This window comes from Bradyrhizobium sp. 23AC, assembly GCF_054863025.1.
On record NZ_JAVAYN010000020.1, the window covers coordinates 94,305 to 111,218 of the forward strand.

Genomic DNA, 16,914 nt, shown 5'->3' on the forward strand with positions numbered 1-16,914 from the left:
CTGGCCGGCTCGGACAAAGACGCCGTTTAGTCGCCCCTGAATACCGGCTTGACCTTGCTGGCGAAGGCCTGGAAGGCGCGCTCGAAATCGGCCGTGGTCATGCACAGGGCCTGGGCAACGGCTTCCGCCTCGATCGCCTCCTCGACCGACATTGCCCATTCCATCGCCAGCATCCGCTTGGTCATGGTGTTGGCGAAGGTCGGTCCTTCCGCGATCTGCTTGGCCAGGACCTGCGCCTGGGACAGCACCTGCTCCGACGTCACGATGCGGCTGAAGAAGCCCCAGCGCTCACCCTCCTCCGCGGTCATGAACCGGCCGGTGTAGAGCAGCTCGGAGGCGCGGGACTGCCCGATGATCCGCGGCAGGATCGCGCAGGCGCCCATGTCGCAACCGGCAAGGCCCACCTTGTTGAACAGGAAAGCAACCTTGGTCCCGCTCGCCGCGAGGCGCATGTCCGATGCCATGGCGACGATCGCACCGGCCCCGGCACAGATGCCCTCGACCGCGGCTATGATCGGCTGCGGGCAGGCCCGCATCGCCTTGACGAGATCGCCGGTCATCCGCGTGAAGGCCGTCAGCCCCTTGGTGTCCATCTTCACCAGCGGGCCGATGATCTCGAACACGTCACCACCGGACGAGAAATTGCCGCCGGCGCCGGTGACGACGATGGATTTGACCTCGTCGTCGAACGCGCAAGCGCGGAAGAAATCGGTCAGTTCCCGGTAGCTTTCAAACGTCAGCGGATTCTTTCGTTCGGGCCGGTTGAGCGTGACCGTCGCGACGCCGTCGACCACCGCCAGCACGAAGTGCTGCGGCGAATAGTCCGCGAGCGGAATGGTGACGGGATTTGCTGGTCTGCTCATGCGATCTCCTTGGCTTCGTTGTTCCGCGCCTGCGCCATTCAGGCTAGACCTCGCCCCCGGCCACGGCAATCGCCTGCCCGGTGATCGCGCCGGCCCCCTCGCCGCACAACCAAAGAACCGCGTCTGCCACTTCCCGAGGTGCGATCAGGCGCCCTTGCGGATTATGTTTCGCGAGCTCAGCGATCGCCTGCTCGCGACTACGCCCCGTCTTGTTCATGATGTTCTCGATGCTGCCGGCGACGAGATCGGTGTCGGTAAAGCCGGGACACACCGCATTCACGGTGACATTGCTTCCGGCCATCTCGATGGCAAGGGAGCGCACCAGACCGATCACGGCATGCTTGGCCGCGCTGTATGCGCTGACATAGGCATAGCCCTTCAGCCCCGCCGTCGACGCGACCGCGACAATACGGCCATAGGGACGATCTTTCATGCCCGGCAGCACGGCACGGACGGCGTGGACCACGCCCATGAAATTGACATCCATCATGCGTGCAAAAAGAGCGGCGTCTGACTTCGCGAAAGGCGCCGATTCGGCGCTGCCTGCATTGGCAATCAGGATATCAATCGGCTGCCGCGCGCTGGCCTCGCTAATAGCGGCCTTCAACGACGTTTCGTCCGAAACATCGGCGACGGCCGCAAAATGCGCGGCGCCGGCGTCGACCGCCTCTGCGAGGCTCGCCGCATTCCGGCCAAGCACCGTCACGATGGCCCCGGCACTGACGAGAGACGCCGCGATCGCACGGCCGATGCCGCGGCCACCACCGGTCACCAGTGCGTGCGGCGAGTGCGGCAATCCGGACATGCGCTGGCTCCCTCGGATCCAATGATCGTTCCTCCGATATATTTTAACCTTCAAATTTTTGCAACGAAAGCGGCGCTCGCCACCTCAAACGTCACGGCGCAGAGGGCGGCCCGAAAATTGCTTTAAGTATAAAATTATCGCTTCCCATCCCCCACAGGCCTGTTAGCATCGAGGGCCAAGCAAAAGGATGTCGCGTGTCGCAGCCTGCGCCAATGATAACAAAGGACGGACGCTTCGCCTACGAAGCCGCGGGCGATCCGGATGCGATACCTCTGATTTTCCTGCATGGCATCGGCGGCGCAGCGCGGGCCTGGCGGCGGCAACTTGCCACGTTCGGCGGCCGCTTCCGCGCAATCGCATGGGATATGCCGGGTTACGGCAGATCGGCACCGCTCGCCAGCGTCAGCATCGCTGCCCTGGCTGAGGCGCTCCAGCAATTCATCGAACAACTCGGCGCAGCCAGACCCATTCTGGTCGGTCACTCGATCGGCGGCATGATCGTGCAGAAGTGGCTGGTGCAATCACCGAAACCGGCACGCACGGTCGTGCTGGCGCAGACCAGCCCAGCCTTCGGCAAGGCCGATGGCGACTGGCAGAAATCGTTCATCGCGGCGCGGCTCGGGCCGCTCGATCGCGGAGAGACGATGAAGTCGCTGGCGCCCTCGCTGGTGAAGGAGCTTGTCGGCGACGATCCCGATCCGGCCGGGATGGAGCTTGCACGCGAATGCATGGGAAGCGTGCCGGAGGCAAGCTATCGCGCCATGATGCTGGCTCTCATCGGCTTCGATCAGCGCAGCACGCTTGGAGATATTTCCGTCCCCACGCTGCTGCTGTCCGGTTCCAAGGACAACAATGCGCCCGCGCCCATGATGGCAAAGACGGCGAGCTACATCCCTGGTGCTGAGTATGTCGAGCTCGCCGGCGTCGGCCATCTCGCCAACCTCGAGCGCCCCGAGGCCTTTGACGAGGCCCTCGGCCGGTTCCTGAACTCTCTCGCGACCAAAGCGTAAGGTGACTGCGCAATGACCATGCAAGTCAGCAAGACGATCGGCACGACCGACAAGGTGGCGCTGGATGCGCCGATCTTCGATCCCGTTGCATTCCGCCTCAGCGACGAGCAGGCCGGCATCATCACCCGCGCAAGGGAGATCGGCCAAACCGTGTTCGCCGCTCGCGCCGCCACTTACGATCGCGAGGCGACCTTTCCGATCGAGAATTATCGCGACCTGCACCGCGTCGGTCTGCTCGGCATTGCCGTGCCCAAGAAACACGGCGGGCTCGGCGCGAACTACCAGACCTATGCTTTGGCAGCTGCCGAGATCGGCCGCTATTGCGGCGCGACCGCGCTGACCTGGAACATGCACGTGTGCTCGACCCTGTGGTCAGGGCCCCTCGCCGACGATCTCGACATGGACGCGGAGACCCGCGCCGAGCACGAGCGGCGTCGCGCAGTCCACTACAAGCGCATCGTCGAAGACGGTGCGATCTATTCGCAACCCTTCTCCGAGGGTGGAGCGGCCGCCGCAGGCGGTGTCGCCTTCGGCACGGAAGCAAGGCCGGTCGAGGGCGGTTGGATCGTCAACGGCAAGAAGATTTTTGCATCGCTCTCCGGCCACGCCGACTATTACGGCGTGCTCTGCACTGAGATCGAGGAAGGCGAGAAGGCGTCTCGCCGCAACACGCTTTACCTCGCGATATCAGCCAAGTCCGAAGGCGTCTCTGTCGTCGGTGACTGGGACCCGCTCGGCATGCGCGGAACTGTTTCGCGGACGCTCCTGTTCAAGGACGTGTTCGTGCCGGCCGATTCTGCACTGATGCCGCGCGGCGTCTATTTCCAGGCCGCGATGCGCTGGCCGCACATGTTCCTGACGCTGTCGCCGACCTATATGGGCCTGGCTCAAGCCGCCTATGACTTCACCGTGCGCTATCTGCGCGGCGAAGTGCCGGGCATGCCGCCGGTCAAGCGTCGGATGTACCCGACCAAGCAGATCGCGGTCGCGCAGATGCAGATCAAGCTCGAACAGATCAAGGCGATCTGGTTCCAGGCGGTCACCGAAGCCTGCGCCAATCCGAGCAAGGAGCAGGTGCTGCGGGCCTATGCCGCGCAATATTCGGTGATGGAAGGCGCCAACGAGCTCGCCGCGCTGGCGATCCGCACCTGCGGCGGTCAGGCCATGCTGCGATCGCTGCCGCTGGAGCGGATCTACCGCGACAGCCGCTGCGGCTCGCTGATGCTGCCCTGGACCGCCGAGCTCTGCCTCGACCGGATCGGACGCGAGGCGCTGTATGAGATCGGCGAGACGGACGACTGACGGTGGACCTCTGCAGTCTGATCGATCGCAATGCGGCGTTCGCGCCAGACAAGACAGCCATTGCCTTCGAAGGCGAACGGCTGAGCTATGCGGCGTTCGCCGCACGCATCGAACGCACCGCGACGGCCTTGAAGCAGGAGCTCGGCGTCGGCCGCGGCGACCGCGTCGCCATCCTGAGCCTGAACCGGCCGGACTATCTGGTTCTGCTCTACGCATGCGCGCGACTTGGCGCGATACTGGTGCCGCTGAACTGGCGGCTCGCCGTCGCCGAGCAGCTCTTCATTCTCACCGATGCAGGCGCCAAGGTGCTGGTGCTCGAACGGGCCTTCGAAGGAGTTCTCCCCGAGCTTGCGCCGGGGGCGTCCGTCGTCGGCCTCGACTTCACGCCATCTCGCGGCACGACATTCGAAAGCCTGCTGGCGCACAGCGACGGCAGCAGCCGAAATCCGCACACCGATCTCTCCTGCCCACTCTTGATCGTCTACACATCGGGAACAACCGGGCGGCCGAAAGGCGCGGTGCTGCGCCAGGAGGCGCTGTTCTGGAACGGCGTCATGAGCCAGCACATGCACAACATGACGTCCGATGACCACGTGCTGACCGTGCTGCCATTCTTCCACGTCGGCGGCCTCAACATCCAGACCACGCCGGCGCTGCAGCTTGGCGCGACCGTCTCGGTCCACGCGCGCTTCACGCCGGATACCGCGCTCGCGACCATCGAACAGGAGCGGCCGACACTCACGGTCATGGTGCCTGCGATCATCCAGGCGGTGAGCGAGCATCCTGCCTGGGCGGCCACTGATCTTTCGTCACTCAAGGCCGTCGCCACCGGCTCGACCATCGTGCCGCCGCATCTGATCGAGCGTTTCGTCGCACGCGATGTGCCGGTGCTTCAGGTCTACGGCTCGACGGAAACCTGCCCGATCGCCGTCTACACGCGGCTCGGCGGCGACCTTTCGCCGGCGGGATCGACTGGCCTTGCCGGCCTGTGCTGCGAGGCAAAAATCATCGATCAGGCTGGCAACGAAGTGCCTGCGGGCACGCCGGGCGAGATCGCGGTGTGCGGACCCAACGTGTTCTTCGAATATTGGGGCAACGAGGCGGCAACGCGCGATGCGTTGCACGACGGCTGGTACCGCACCGGCGACATCGGCCTGTGCGACGCCGACGGCTATTTCTGGGTCCGCGACCGCAAGAAGAACTTGATCATTTCAGGCGGAGAAAACGTCTATCCGGCCGAGGTCGAGCGCGTCCTGCTCGAACATCCCGATGTCAGCGAATGCGCCGTGATCGGCCGGCCGGACCCGCGCTGGGACGAGGTGCCGATCGCTTATGTCATCCCCCGATCCGGCTGCCGGCCCGAAGCGAACGAGCTGAGAGCTCATCTCCAGGCGCAACTCGCACGCTACAAGGTGCCGCGTGACATCGTCTTCGTCACCGACCTGCCGCGCACCGCGCTGGGCAAGGTCCAGCATTTCCTGCTGAAGCAGCTCGATGCGCAGTCCCGCGCGCAAGGAGAAGCATCTTGAAGATTGCAGTTCTGGGCGGGGGAAACGGCTCTTTCGCGGCCGCCGGCGATTTTGCGCTGTCTGGGCATGAAGTGCGGCTCTGGCGCCGCGATGCCGATCAGGTCGCGGCACATCGCGCCGCCGGCTCGCGCATCCTGGTTAAGGACCACAGCGGCCGCAACGACGTGAAGCTCGCGCTGGTCACGACCGACATCGCCGAAGCTGTCAACGGCACCGAGCTGATCCTGTGCCCCGCGCCTGCCTTCGCACAGACCGACATCGCCCGCCTGCTCGCCCCGCATCTGCGGGACGGTCAGGTCGTCTTTCTGCCGCCAGCGACATTCGGCTCGATGATCTTCGCAGAGGCTGCGCGGGAAGCCGGGAACCAGGCCAAGGCAAGCTTTGCCGAAACCGGCACACTGCCGTGGCTCACCCGCAAGCACGGACCGTTCGAGGTCGCGATCACCATCCGCGCCAAGCGGCTTCCAGTCGGCGTGTTCCCGCTCGACCGGGCACCCCATGCGCTCGAGGTCATCGGACGCGCTTTCCCCGATACGATCGAGCCGTGCGGAGACGCGCTGTCCGGTGCGCTGATGAATGCAGGGCCGATCATCCATCCGCCGCTGATCATGATGAATGCCGGTCCAATCGAACATTTCGAGCGCTGGGACATTCACAAGGAAGGCACGCAGGCCGCGATCCGCCGGGTGACCGACGCGCTTGATGCCGAGCGGATTGCCGTGCGCGAAGCGCTCGGCTATGGCGCACCGCATTTCCCGCTTGCTCATCACTATGCGAAAGAGGGCGAGATCTGGATGTATGGCCGCGGCTCGCATGACCGGCTGACGGATTCAGGGGACTGGCGCGAACGGATCGTGCTGACGGAGCACCGCTACATGCGTGAGGACCTGCGGCTTGGGCTGTCGCTGCTGGTCTCCGTCGCCGGCCTGGCTGGCGTGGCCACGCCGCTCGCCAAAGCGTTCCTGTCGATCGGCGGCGCGGTCTGCGGCGAGGATTTTGCGCGAGGTGGCCGAACGCTTGAGACGCTGGGGCTCGACAATCTCAGCAAGGCCGAATTGCAGACACTACTTCGCAATGGATTCTGACCGATGACCAATCGCGCCGATATCGTCTGTCTGGGGGCTGGCCGCATGGGACGCGGCATCGCCGTCGCGTTTGCCTACGCCGGGCACAAGGTCACAATGATCGACGTCAAGGCCCGTAGCGCAGAAGATTTCGCCAAGCTTGAGGCCGACGCGCTCGGCGAGGTCACGAAGACCTTTGCCAGCCTGTCCAAGCTGGGGCTGCTGACGGAGGCCGATGTCGATCCGCTCATCGCGCGCGTCTCGGTGGTGCCCGCCAGCCAGAGCGAGGCAGCGCTCTCCGACGCCGGTATGGTTTTCGAAGGAGTCCCGGAGGTCGTCGAGCTCAAGCGCGAGGTGCTTGGGTCAGCCTCACGGCAGGTCCGACCCGACACGATCGTTGCATCGACGACGTCGACTATTCTCGTCGATGATCTCTCCGGCGCGATCGTGAATCCTCGCCGCTTCCTCAACGTGCATTGGCTCAACCCGGCCTATCTGATCCCGCTGGTCGAGGTTTCGCCCGGCAGAGCCACCGACCCCGTCATCGTCGACGAGGTCAAGGGGCTGCTCGAAGGCATCGGCAAGGTCCCGGTCGTCTGTGCGGCGACGCCCGGCTTCATCGTTCCGCGCATCCAGGCGCTGGCGATGAACGAGGCCGCACGCATGGTCGAGGAGGGCGTCGCCAGCGCCGAGGAGATCGACAAGGCGATCCGCTACGGTTTTGGCTTCCGCTACGCCGTGCTCGGACTGCTCGAATTCATCGACTGGGGTGGCGGCGATATATTGTACTACGCCAGTCGCTATCTCGAAGGCGCGCTCGGCAGCGACCGTTACCGCACGCCGGACGTCATCTCACGCAACATGCATGAAGGCCGGATCGGCTTGCGCACGGGCGCGGGCTTTCTCGACTATTCGGGCATGGACGTTGACGCCTATCGCGCAAAACGGCTTCAAGCCATGGTGGATCTGCTGCGCCACTTCGACCTGGCGCGTCCACCCGTGCTCGACCGCAATTAGCCGAAGACGTCCTGCAACACGCCTTCGCGAACGACCGCGACGCCATCGAGCTCGATGGTCGTTCCCATCATCGGCAGATCGAAATGCCCCGCCGTGTAGCGGCCGGCGAATTCGTTCGCGCCGGTCGAGAACAGGAAATTGCCGGAGACGGCCCGAATCTCGGTGCCGTTGGTGTCGCGCTGATCATACATCGACAGCGCTTCATAACGCGCGCCGGGGTTCATGCCGAAACCGACATGCGAGACGGCGTAGGCCTCGCGATCGCCCCAGGCAGCGAGATAGGCACGCATCATCCCGGCATCCGTGCCCTCGCCTTCCAGCTCGACGACATAATCGTCCTTCAGCGTCATCTTCACCGGCGAGGTCAGATAGCGCTTGAAGGTCAGGTTGATGTCGCCCGGCGCCATCACCAGCGTGCCGTTGATCGTCCCGCTCTTGGGGAAGCTGACGACGATTCCACCAGGCCAATGCGCCAGCGTGCCGGGCTTGTCGGTCCAGCCCCACACACCGACCGTGGAGGCGCCGACCATATCGACATCGAGCGCCGTGCCGGCCTTCGACGTCACCCGCATCCGCTTGGTCCCCCGCAGCATCTTGGCCGCCGCACGGACGCGCTTCTCGAGCGCGGGATCCGGCACCATCCGCTCCAGCGCCTCGGGATGCTCGTTCGAGATCACCAGGATCCGCGCGCCGGCCTTGAGGATCTCCGGCGTCTCCACCGCGTGCATCAGGCCCTCGATGGTGCAATCCACCACGAAGCCGGCCTGCTGAAGCGCGGTGATGACCGGTCCAAGCTTCTGGATCGCTTCGCTCGCCCCCGTTGAGCGAACCGGAACGATATTCCGGTTGCGTGGTGTCGGCATCACCACGTGAAACGGCCGCGCGCCCATGCGTAGCAGCGCGAGTTCCGCCAGATGCACATTCAACGCACGCGACTGGGTTTCCGAGAGGATCGCGGCGGTATCGCCGGCCTTGACGGCGCAACGTTCAAAGATCTCGCAAAATGCGTCGATCCATTTTGCCTCGATGCGATCAGCCAGCATGGTTCACTCCCGGTCTTCTGGTTTCTTGTCAGTTCATGCCTCGGGAAAGCCTCGCAACAGGTACGAGCGCAGCGCCCCGAGCAGGCCATTCAAGATCAGGCCCAGCAGCGAGATCGTGATCAGCGGCACGAACATGTCGACGGCCTGGAAGGTTCGCGCCGCGGTCACGAGCGCGTGCCCCAATCCGTCCGTCGACGTGATCATCTCGGCCAGAAACACCACGATGCAGGAAATGACAAGCCCGATCCGGCATCCGGTCAGGATCGACGGCATCGCCGCCGGAAGCACCACCTTGAAGAGGATTTCGTAGCGCGGCGTTCCCGCCGCCATCGCCGACCAGATCAGCTTCTGTTCGACGGTCGACGCGCCGTAATAGGTCGAGAGCAGAATGGGAAAGAGCGCGTCCGCGGCCACCAATGTGATCTTCGACCCGTGGCCGAATCCAAGCAACAGCAGGAGTGCCGGATAGAGCGCGACCTTGGGCAGCGGGGCCAATACGCGGACGATCGGCCGAACCACGGCATTGATCGCCGGATTGGCGGCGGCGGCAATGCCGACACTGACACCCAGCACGACCGCAATCGCGAACCCTGCAAACAGCCGGATCAGGGTTGCGGCGATCTCCTGCTGAAACGTCCACGTCACGAGTTGCTGGAGCAGCCGACTGAAGACGAAGCCCGGCGGCGGCAGCAAGACCGCGGGCGCGAATCCGAATGACACCAGGCCTTGCCACAACGCGATGACCAGCACGATCGGGGCAATGCCGAGAAGGACGTTTGCGGAGAGAAGGCGCGACATCACGAGAAGCTCAGCGGCATGTCGAACTGCGGCTCGGACCAACGCACGAGCCTGGCACGAACCCTTTCAAAAATCGCGTCGAGGCAGATTCCCATTGCACCCACGATGATGATCATCGCAAAGACGGTGTCGTATTGGCCCATGTCGAGCGCATTGAACAGTATGTTGCCGGCGCCGGACTGGCGGGCGATCATCTCGCTGGTGATCATCGTGATCAGCGCCAGCACCAGTCCCGTGCGACAGCCGGTCAGGATCTCCGGCAGCGCCGCGGGCAACACGATCCGCACCAGGCGCTGTGCCGGCGAAAGCCCCATCGCGGCACCCGACCACAGCATCTTCTCTTCGACAGCCTTGGCACCCTCGAAGCTGTGATAGATCACGGGGAGGCTGACGCCCAGGAAGATCACCAATGTCTTGGTGACGTCGCCGACGCCCAGCCAAAGCATGATGATCGGCATCAAGGCGGCCTTCGGCACCGGATAAATCACCATCAGGAGCGGATTGAAAAAGGCCGCAACGCCCCGGCTGCGTCCCATCAATAGGCCCAGCGGAATCGAAACCAGCACCGCCACACCGAACCCGATCGCCATGCGGCGAAGCGAGGCCAGGATGTTGATCAGGGATTCCTTGTCGCCGAGAATATCCGGAATTGCCCTGATCGCCTCGGTTGCCGTCGGGAAGCTGTCGTTCTTGAGCGCAAGCGACGCAACCTGCCACACGGCCAGCAATCCGATGCAGGCCAGCACCGGAGCGGCCCGTCTGATCAAGGTGGCCGACGACATCATGACGCCGGCCCGGCTTCGTCGCTTTCATCGAACATGCGCTCGATATCGACGATGTACTTCTGATAGCGCGGGTCGAGCAACAGCTCGTTGCGGCGGCGCGGTCGCGGCAGATCGATGTCGATGACCTCACGGATGCGGCCGGGCGATTTAGACATCATCACGACTTTATCCGAGAGAAAGACGGCCTCGTCCACCGAATGGGTGACGAACAGCACCGTCTTGCGGTCACGCTCCCAGATGTTGAGAAGGTCGTTCTGCAGGCGCGTCCTTGTGTGCGCGTCGAGCGCACCGAACGGCTCGTCCATCAACAGCACTTCCGGGTGGTAGGCGAGCGTCCGCGCCAGCGCCACGCGCTGCTTCATGCCGCCCGACAATTCCTTGGGGTAGAAACTCTCGTAGCCCTTGAGGCCAACCATCTCGATCAAGGCCAGGCTCAGCGCTTCCGCCTCGGCGGCGCGCACTCCTTGCTGACGCGGGCCATACATCACATTGCCCAGCACGGTCTTCCAGGGGAACAGGGCAAACTCCTGGAACACCGGTCCGCGATCCGGACCGGGACCCGTGATCGCATGTCCCTTGATCTTCGCCGAGCCGCTGGTCGGGCTGACGAAACCGCCGACGATATAAAGCAGTGTCGACTTGCCGCAGCCGGACGGACCGAGGATGGAGACGAAGGCGCCCTCCTCGATCGTCAGCGAGATGTCCGAAAGCGCCACATGATCCTTGCGCGCCGAAGTCTGAAAGACCTGCGAGACGCGGTCGATCTCGATGATTGCAGAAGCCGGCTCTTGTGATCTCACCGGTCTCACCCATTCGCTCGATCTCGCAGGCACTACCGTCATCCCGTCTCTCGTCTCACTCGCGCGAACATTCCTCGACGAACCTGCTGAACGTTCTCCGTCAGCGGCACGAGCTTAGCAAGAAACCTGCCAGACAGGCGGTCGTTTTCGCACCCGTGCGGTGCGTCATTCGAACCACGGCCACTCTGCCGGGCCTTCGTGCGTAACGGCTCCGCCCGGCGCCTGCCCAACCAGTCGCGCATATTTTGCGAGCGCGCCCGCACGGTGACGCGGCGGACGTTGCTTCCAATCTCGTCGCCGCGCGGTGAGTTCCTGTTCATCGAGCAGCACATCCATCCGCCGGTTTGCGGCATCGATCCGGATCCTGTCACCGTCGCGAACGAGCGCCAGCGGACCGCCAACAAATGCTTCGGGGGCTACGTAGCCGATGCACATGCCGCGGGTCGCGCCAGAGAAACGGCCATCGGTGATCAGGGCGACCTTTTCGCCCATGCCCTGCCCGTAGATCAAGGCGGTGACGCCGAGCATCTCGCGCATGCCGGGGCCGCCGACCGGCCCCTCATTGCGGATGACGAGAACCTCGCCCGCCTTGTAGCTGCGGTCACGAACCGACGCGACGCAGGCTTCCTCGTCCTCGAAAACGCGCGCCACGCCTTCGAAGAATTGACTCTTCAAACCTGCGACCTTGATCACCGCACCGTCGGGACAAAGATTTCCCTTCAGCACCGCCACGCCGCCGTCAGGCATGATCGGCGCGCCCGCCGCGTATACGACTTCTCCATCGGGCGCGTTGGCGGTGCCATACTCTTCGGCAAGTGTCCGGCCGGTGATGGACAGGCAGCCGCCATCGATGTGCCCGCTCTGGATCAGCTCACGGATCACGACCGCCGCGCCACCGATGTCATAGACATCCTTTGCGGTGTATTTGCCGCCGGGGCGCAGATTTCCGATCAACGGTGTCCTGGCGAACACCTCGCCCACATCATCGATCGTGAATGCAATGCCGGCCTCGTTCGCGATCGCCGGCAGATGCAGCGCGGCGTTGGTCGAACCACCGGTCGCCGCAACGATCGCCGCGCCGTTCTCGAGGGATTTCCGCGTCACGATGTCGCGTGGCAGCGGCCCGCCGCGTTCCAGCATCTCCATGATCAGGCGTCCGGCGCGCCGCGATATCTGCGCACGCTCGGCATAGATACCGGGCACCATCGAAACGTTGGGAATGGTCAGGCCCATCGCCTCCGAGACCATTCCCATGGTGTTGGCGGTGAACTGGCCGGCGCAGGCGCCGATCGTCGGCAAGCAGGCACGCTCGATCCGCTCGAGCGTGGCGCCATCGATCTCACCAGTCATGAAGCTGCCGACAGCCTCATAGGAATCGAGCACCGTCAGCGTGCGCCCATCCACGCGGCCCGGCAGCGAACTGCCGCCGTAGATGAAGATGGAGGGCACGTTGCAGCGAACCATGCCCATCATCACGCCGGGAAGCGTCTTGTCGCACCCGCCGTATCCGATCAGCGCATCGTAGGCCAGACCATGGACGACTGCCTCAATCGAGTCGGCGATCAGTTCACGCGAAAACAACGAGAACTTCATTCCCTCGTGGTTCATGCTGATGCCGTCAGAGACCGACACCGTCGAGAATTCGCGCGGCGTGCCGCCGGCCTCTTCGATACCCGTCTTGGCCGCGGCCACCTGAAAATCGTGGGTCATGTTGCAGGGCGTCTGCTCGCCCTTCATGCTGACGACGCCCACCATCGGCTTGGCAATCGCAGCGTCGTCGAGCCCCATCGCGCGCATGAATGCGCGGTGCGGAGCCCGGTCGAGGCCGTCTGTGGTGACGCGTGATCGCAACTTCTTCATACGTGCATCTTCTTCGTGCCACGTCCCGGATCATCCGGGACGCCGCAAACTCCACGTTCGGATCGTTCGCTCGCCTATTGCAGCGGAGCAACGATCGTCGGATGCTTGAACTGCGCGACATCCAGTTTCGGCAGCATTCCGGTCTCGGCGTAGATGTCCAGCATCTTCTGGATTGCGGGGAAGTTGGGCGCTGCACCTGGATCACGGCCGAAATCGTTATCCTTGAGCAGGTAGGTCTCGAGCACCGGGAGCGGCGCCTTCAGCACTTCATTGACGACCTTGAGAGTCTCCTCGCGGTTCGCCAGCGCCTTCTTCATGCCCGAGGTGATGTCGCGGACATAGGTCTTGACCAACTCGGGGTTCTTGTCGACGAAATCGGCGCGGCAGGCCTCCAGGATGTGCACGATGTTCGGCATGGCCTGCGACAGCGAGAAGAGCTTCCTTGTGCCGCCCTTTGCCTCGGCCCGCGCGGCGAACGGCTGGTTCATATTCACCGCATCGACGCGGCCTTGGCGCAGCGCATCCTCGGAGACGGCAAAGCCGACCTCGACCAGCTTGATGTCCTTGGCTGGATCGACGCCATTCTGCTTCAGGAGCAGGTTGAACGGGCCTTGCGTACCGCCGCCGATCACGGAAATGCCGACCGTCTTGCCCTTGAGATCAGCGATCGTCTTGATGGGCGAGTCATCCATGACGGCCCAGTAGACCGAGAAGCCGCCGGGCTTCTCGAACACGTGCTGCGCCACGATGTAGGCTTTGAGATTGCCGCCGACCACACCATTGGCGAGCGACAGCGGCGCTTGCGTCGCGCAGTCGAGTGCGCCGGCTGCCAGGGCCTGCGTCATCGGCGCGGTGCCCTGGAATTGTGTCCATTCGATATTGTAGGTCTTGCCGATGCTGGGAAACTCGACCGGGCGGCGCATCATCCAGTACTTCGATTCCTCGGCCGGGATCGTCCAGCCGACGCGGATCGTCTGCTGCGCCCATGACGGGCTTGCCCCCGCGCTCACGGCCGCTGTCGCCCCCAAAGCCAGGATCCATCTCGAAACGGTTCGCATCGTGCCCACTCCGCTGCTCCGGCGCCGACCGGCGCCATCCAACCCCGACCGGGCTCAAATCTTTCATGGTTCAAACAATCAGGCAAGCCATGCGAGCGCGGCGGTTTTGGGGTCCGATACGCAATGTATGGTAAAGCCACGTCGCGCTGCGGCAGAAGGAGGCAACCTATGGCTGATGCGAGCAAGGCAAACCCGCAAGGCGTCGACAGGCTCGGCTATCTCGGCCTTGGCCTGATGGGAACGCCGATGACCCGACGTCTGCTCAAGGCCGGCTATCAGGTCACTGTCTGGAACCGTTCGGAGGGCAAGGTGGCTCCGCTCGCCGAGGCCGGAGCCAGGCGCGCAGCCACGCCTCGTGATCTCCTGACGAACGCCGATATCGCCTTCATGTGCGTGACGGATGCCGCGGCCGTCGAGGAGGTGATCTTCGGGCCTGAGGGGCTCGCGGCAGCGCCCGGCGCAGGCAAGCTTGTCGTCGACTTCTCGTCGATACATCCCGACGCCGCCCGCGATCTAGCAAAGCGATTGAAAGCCGCCAATGGCGCCGGCTGGATCGATGCACCGGTTTCCGGCGGAACGAAGGGCGCCGAGGAAGGTACCCTTGCGATCATGGCCGGCGGAGAAGCAGACGAGATCGAGAGGGTACGCCCTTACGTGCTGGCCATGGCGCGCAGGTTCACCCACATGGGCCCGACCGGCGCCGGCCAGACCACGAAACTCTGCAATCAGGTGATCGTGGGATGCGCGATGGCCGTGCTTGCAGAAGCCACGCGCCTGGCCGTCAACGCCGGTATTGACGCCAATCGCCTGCCCGAAGCACTCGCCGGCGGCTTCGCGGACTCGATCCCGCTTCAGCTTTTCGTGCCCAGAATGGTGGAGGGCATTCACTCGCCCCCGCTCGGTCACATTGCCACGATGCTCAAGGATCTCGATACGGTCGCCGACGTCGCGCAGGCGACATCGACACCGGTGCCGATGGCCTCTCTTGCAGGACAACTTTTCAGGCTGGCCAAGGCCGCGCGCGGCGCGGAAGCGGACGCGCTGGAGATTTACAAGCTTTCAGCGGCGGAGCGCTAAGCTGTCGAGCGCGATTTGACGCACGTCAAGGCGACGTCTTGCGCTCGTCATCTGCGAGGAATCGGCCGAACGCCCCGCGGGCGAAGAGCAGCGGCTCCCTCGCACTGTAAGTATAGGCCTCGACCGCGCCGAGAAAAATCACGTGGTCGCCGCCATAGTAGCGATTCACGGAGCGGCATTGAAAGTTGGCGACGCTCTCCGCAAGCACCGGCGCTCCGCCGAGGCCCGGCGCCCAGTCCACACCCGTGAACTTGTCGTCCGACGACTTGGCGAATTTTGTCGCAAGCGCCTGCTGCGAAGCACCAAGCACGTTGACGGTGAAATGGCTGGCGTTCTGGAAGATGGTCAGACTAGCGGAATAGACGACCAGGCTCCACAGGACAAGCGGAGGGTTCAGCGAGACGGAGGCGAACGAATTACAAGTCAGTCCGTACGGTTTGCCGTCAGGCGCAGCGGCCGTGATGATCGCTACGCCCGTTGCATAGGTTCCGAGCGCGTTGCGAAAGTCGCGAGGATCGATCGACGAGCTGTCGCTCGCGAACTCGTTGGCGGGATCGGGAGCGCCGGGCTGCTGCGGCAGATCATTCATCGGCCGGCCTCACAGCGTGAGATTTTCGGACGGCAGGCCCAGCGCCACCCGTCCATAGTTGGTCCCGGCCGCATCGAAATTGAATGCGAGATGCGAGTTGACCGCGTGCGCATCGCGGAATTGCCGCTGCAACACGCCGGTCGTGAACAGACCGCGCGCGCCGCTCGCGGCAAACAGCATCGAGACCGCGTCCGTGCACAGGTTCACCGAAAAAGATCCGTCGCGCCGATAACGGGTCTTGGTCGCCATGCCAGGGATGTGACCAAGCCGCGCATCCTCCATGGCATCGAGGCACGCCGACCGCATGATCAGGCGCGCGGCGTCGATCTTCGCCGAGGCCTCCGCGATCTTGATCTGGGTGCTTTGAAAATCGCTCAATTTGGCCCGGTTGTAGGTTGAAATACGATGACGTGCGACCTCCGTATAATCGTCGAGGCACGCTTGCGCATTCCCCAGCGCGACACCGGAGAGGACGTATGGGAACAGCGAGAACACGGGCAGCGCATAAAGCGGATTTGGATTGACCGTGCTTCCCGGCGTCGGGCCGCCTGAGAGGTCGCCGACGGCGACTGTCATATGGTCAGCCACGAAGACATCCCTGACCTCCACGTCGCAGGACCCCGTCCCACGCAGTCCCGCGACGTTCCAGGTGTCCAGCACGCTGTAATCGCCTTTCGGCAGCAGAAAGATGCGATACTCGATGCCGTCCGCCTCGTCGTCGGAATAGACCACGCTTGCAAGCATGTTCCATTCGCAGGAGGCAACGCCGGAGGAGAATGGCCAGCTGCCGCGCAGCTGATAACCGCCCTCGACTCGCGTGGCGCGTCCGGCGGGAAAAATGAACGAGGATGCGATCAGCGCATCCAGATCACGGCCCCAGACCAAATCCTGCGCCTTTTGCTCGAACATGCCGAGCATCCAGTGATGGCTCGCCAGATTGGCGAGATTCCACGCTACTGACGCATCCGCCTGTCCGAGCAGTTCAGCGCAGTCGACAAGAGCGACATAGTCGAGTTCGGCGCCGCCAATCCGTGCCGGTTGGAGCATCCGGAACAGGCCAGCTTCATGGAGATCTATCTCGGTTTCCGACGGAAGATGCCGCAGTTCCTCCGTTCGCGCCGCCCGCTCTCGTAGTCGCGGCACGAGGGCCCGGGCCTTCGCGATCATCGCCGCATAGGCGCGTTCGCCGGCTTCCGGCCCGGTGGGCTGACCCATGCTCGGCTTTCGACCAGGCGCCATTCGCTTCCCTCACTTTGGCGTATTTATGCGGCCGGCCCCTTACCAAATCAAGCCAATGCAGCAGGCATCACGAAG

The 16,914-nt window shown here is 63.9% G+C and carries 16 protein-coding genes; 6 read left to right on the forward strand and 10 right to left on the reverse strand.

Annotated elements, in window-relative coordinates; all coding sequences use genetic code 11:
• Positions 1-26: 26 nt before the first annotated feature.
• Positions 27-863, reverse strand: a complete 837-nt coding sequence (locus RAD10_RS33445; protein WP_461620756.1) for an enoyl-CoA hydratase family protein — start codon at positions 861-863, stop codon at positions 27-29.
• Positions 864-906: 43 nt separating this feature from the next.
• Positions 907-1,668, reverse strand: a complete 762-nt coding sequence (locus RAD10_RS33450) for an SDR family NAD(P)-dependent oxidoreductase (RefSeq protein WP_461620757.1) — start codon at positions 1,666-1,668, stop codon at positions 907-909.
• A 212-nt stretch (positions 1,669-1,880) separates the two neighbouring features.
• Between RAD10_RS33450 and RAD10_RS33455 the strand changes: the two genes are divergently transcribed.
• Genes RAD10_RS33455 through RAD10_RS33475 form a run of 5 tightly spaced genes read left to right on the forward strand, consistent with a single transcriptional unit; the run spans position 1,881 to position 7,590 of the window.
• Positions 1,881-2,678: an alpha/beta fold hydrolase gene (locus tag RAD10_RS33455; protein ID WP_461620758.1), complete on the forward strand. Its 798-nt coding sequence runs from the start codon at positions 1,881-1,883 to the stop codon at positions 2,676-2,678.
• A gap of 12 nt (positions 2,679-2,690) precedes the next feature.
• The gene (locus tag RAD10_RS33460) at positions 2,691-3,980 is read left to right on the forward strand and encodes an acyl-CoA dehydrogenase family protein (RefSeq protein WP_461620759.1); all 1,290 of its coding nucleotides are present in this window, start codon (positions 2,691-2,693) and stop codon (positions 3,978-3,980) included.
• 2 nt (positions 3,981-3,982) lie between these two features.
• A complete protein-coding gene (locus RAD10_RS33465; protein WP_461620760.1) occupies positions 3,983-5,509 on the forward strand; it encodes a class I adenylate-forming enzyme family protein in 1,527 nt (508 codons plus the stop codon).
• Positions 5,506-6,594: an NAD/NADP octopine/nopaline dehydrogenase family protein gene (locus RAD10_RS33470; RefSeq protein WP_461620761.1), complete on the forward strand. Its 1,089-nt coding sequence runs from the start codon at positions 5,506-5,508 to the stop codon at positions 6,592-6,594. The genes RAD10_RS33465 and RAD10_RS33470 overlap by 4 nt, the downstream gene beginning before the upstream one ends.
• A 3-nt stretch (positions 6,595-6,597) precedes the next feature.
• Positions 6,598-7,590, forward strand: coding sequence for a 3-hydroxybutyryl-CoA dehydrogenase (locus tag RAD10_RS33475; RefSeq protein WP_461620762.1), 993 nt, complete (start codon positions 6,598-6,600; stop codon positions 7,588-7,590).
• Here RAD10_RS33475 and RAD10_RS33480 read toward each other — a convergent pair.
• The 6 genes from RAD10_RS33480 to RAD10_RS33505 all read right to left on the reverse strand — a co-directional run bounded on the left by RAD10_RS33480 (position 7,587) and on the right by RAD10_RS33505 (position 13,934).
• Complete coding sequence (locus tag RAD10_RS33480) at positions 7,587-8,633, reverse strand: M29 family metallopeptidase (protein WP_461620763.1); 1,047 nt, start codon at positions 8,631-8,633, stop codon at positions 7,587-7,589. The two genes, RAD10_RS33475 and RAD10_RS33480, sit on opposite strands and share 4 nt — an antisense overlap.
• A 33-nt stretch (positions 8,634-8,666) precedes the next feature.
• Entirely contained in the window at positions 8,667-9,431 is a 765-nt protein-coding gene (locus RAD10_RS33485; RefSeq protein WP_461620828.1) for an ABC transporter permease, read from the reverse strand.
• Positions 9,431-10,216, reverse strand: coding sequence for an ABC transporter permease (locus RAD10_RS33490; protein ID WP_028142596.1), 786 nt, complete (start codon positions 10,214-10,216; stop codon positions 9,431-9,433). Before RAD10_RS33490 ends, RAD10_RS33485 begins: the two co-directional genes overlap by 1 nt.
• Entirely contained in the window at positions 10,213-11,058 is an 846-nt protein-coding gene (locus RAD10_RS33495) for an ABC transporter ATP-binding protein (protein WP_461620764.1), read from the reverse strand. Before RAD10_RS33495 ends, RAD10_RS33490 begins: the two co-directional genes overlap by 4 nt.
• Positions 11,059-11,181: 123 nt before the next feature.
• Positions 11,182-12,876, reverse strand: a complete 1,695-nt coding sequence (gene ilvD / locus RAD10_RS33500) for a dihydroxy-acid dehydratase (protein ID WP_104461316.1) — start codon at positions 12,874-12,876, stop codon at positions 11,182-11,184.
• A gap of 74 nt (positions 12,877-12,950) precedes the next feature.
• Positions 12,951-13,934: an ABC transporter substrate-binding protein gene (locus RAD10_RS33505; protein ID WP_461620765.1), complete on the reverse strand. Its 984-nt coding sequence runs from the start codon at positions 13,932-13,934 to the stop codon at positions 12,951-12,953.
• Positions 13,935-14,102: 168 nt separating this feature from the next.
• Here RAD10_RS33505 and RAD10_RS33510 point away from each other — a divergent pair, with 168 nt between their 5' ends.
• Positions 14,103-15,011 (forward strand): NAD(P)-dependent oxidoreductase, encoded by a 909-nt coding sequence (locus RAD10_RS33510; protein ID WP_461620766.1) that lies wholly within the window; start codon positions 14,103-14,105, stop codon positions 15,009-15,011.
• 25 nt (positions 15,012-15,036) lie between these two features.
• Here RAD10_RS33510 and RAD10_RS33515 read toward each other — a convergent pair whose 3' ends face one another.
• Both RAD10_RS33515 and RAD10_RS33520 read right to left on the reverse strand, forming a co-directional pair.
• Positions 15,037-15,600, reverse strand: a complete 564-nt coding sequence (locus RAD10_RS33515; protein WP_461620767.1) for a flavin reductase family protein — start codon at positions 15,598-15,600, stop codon at positions 15,037-15,039.
• A gap of 9 nt (positions 15,601-15,609) precedes the next feature.
• Entirely contained in the window at positions 15,610-16,815 is a 1,206-nt protein-coding gene (locus RAD10_RS33520) for an acyl-CoA dehydrogenase family protein (RefSeq protein ID WP_461620768.1), read from the reverse strand.
• Positions 16,816-16,914: the final 99 nt, after the last annotated feature.

What these genes read in the sequence shown, in the direction of transcription:
- RAD10_RS33445 (WP_461620756.1), bottom strand. Translation starts at nt 863, where the DNA reads ATGAGCAGACCAGCAAATCCCGTCACCATTCCGCTCGCGGACTATTCG.
- RAD10_RS33450 (WP_461620757.1), bottom strand. Translation starts at nt 1,668, where the DNA reads ATGTCCGGATTGCCGCACTCGCCGCACGCACTGGTGACCGGTGGTGGC.
- RAD10_RS33455 (WP_461620758.1), top strand. Translation starts at nt 1,881, where the DNA reads ATGATAACAAAGGACGGACGCTTCGCCTACGAAGCCGCGGGCGATCCG.
- RAD10_RS33460 (WP_461620759.1), top strand. Translation starts at nt 2,691, where the DNA reads ATGACCATGCAAGTCAGCAAGACGATCGGCACGACCGACAAGGTGGCG.
- RAD10_RS33475 (WP_461620762.1), top strand. Translation starts at nt 6,598, where the DNA reads ATGACCAATCGCGCCGATATCGTCTGTCTGGGGGCTGGCCGCATGGGA.
- RAD10_RS33480 (WP_461620763.1), bottom strand. Translation starts at nt 8,633, where the DNA reads ATGCTGGCTGATCGCATCGAGGCAAAATGGATCGACGCATTTTGCGAG.
- RAD10_RS33485 (WP_461620828.1), bottom strand. Translation starts at nt 9,431, where the DNA reads ATGTCGCGCCTTCTCTCCGCAAACGTCCTTCTCGGCATTGCCCCGATC.
- RAD10_RS33490 (WP_028142596.1), bottom strand. Translation starts at nt 10,216, where the DNA reads ATGATGTCGTCGGCCACCTTGATCAGACGGGCCGCTCCGGTGCTGGCC.
- RAD10_RS33495 (WP_461620764.1), bottom strand. Translation starts at nt 11,058, where the DNA reads ATGACGGTAGTGCCTGCGAGATCGAGCGAATGGGTGAGACCGGTGAGA.
- ilvD (WP_104461316.1), bottom strand. Translation starts at nt 12,876, where the DNA reads ATGAAGAAGTTGCGATCACGCGTCACCACAGACGGCCTCGACCGGGCT.
- RAD10_RS33505 (WP_461620765.1), bottom strand. Translation starts at nt 13,934, where the DNA reads ATGCGAACCGTTTCGAGATGGATCCTGGCTTTGGGGGCGACAGCGGCC.
- RAD10_RS33510 (WP_461620766.1), top strand. Translation starts at nt 14,103, where the DNA reads ATGGCTGATGCGAGCAAGGCAAACCCGCAAGGCGTCGACAGGCTCGGC.
- RAD10_RS33515 (WP_461620767.1), bottom strand. Translation starts at nt 15,600, where the DNA reads ATGAATGATCTGCCGCAGCAGCCCGGCGCTCCCGATCCCGCCAACGAG.
- RAD10_RS33520 (WP_461620768.1), bottom strand. Translation starts at nt 16,815, where the DNA reads ATGGGTCAGCCCACCGGGCCGGAAGCCGGCGAACGCGCCTATGCGGCG.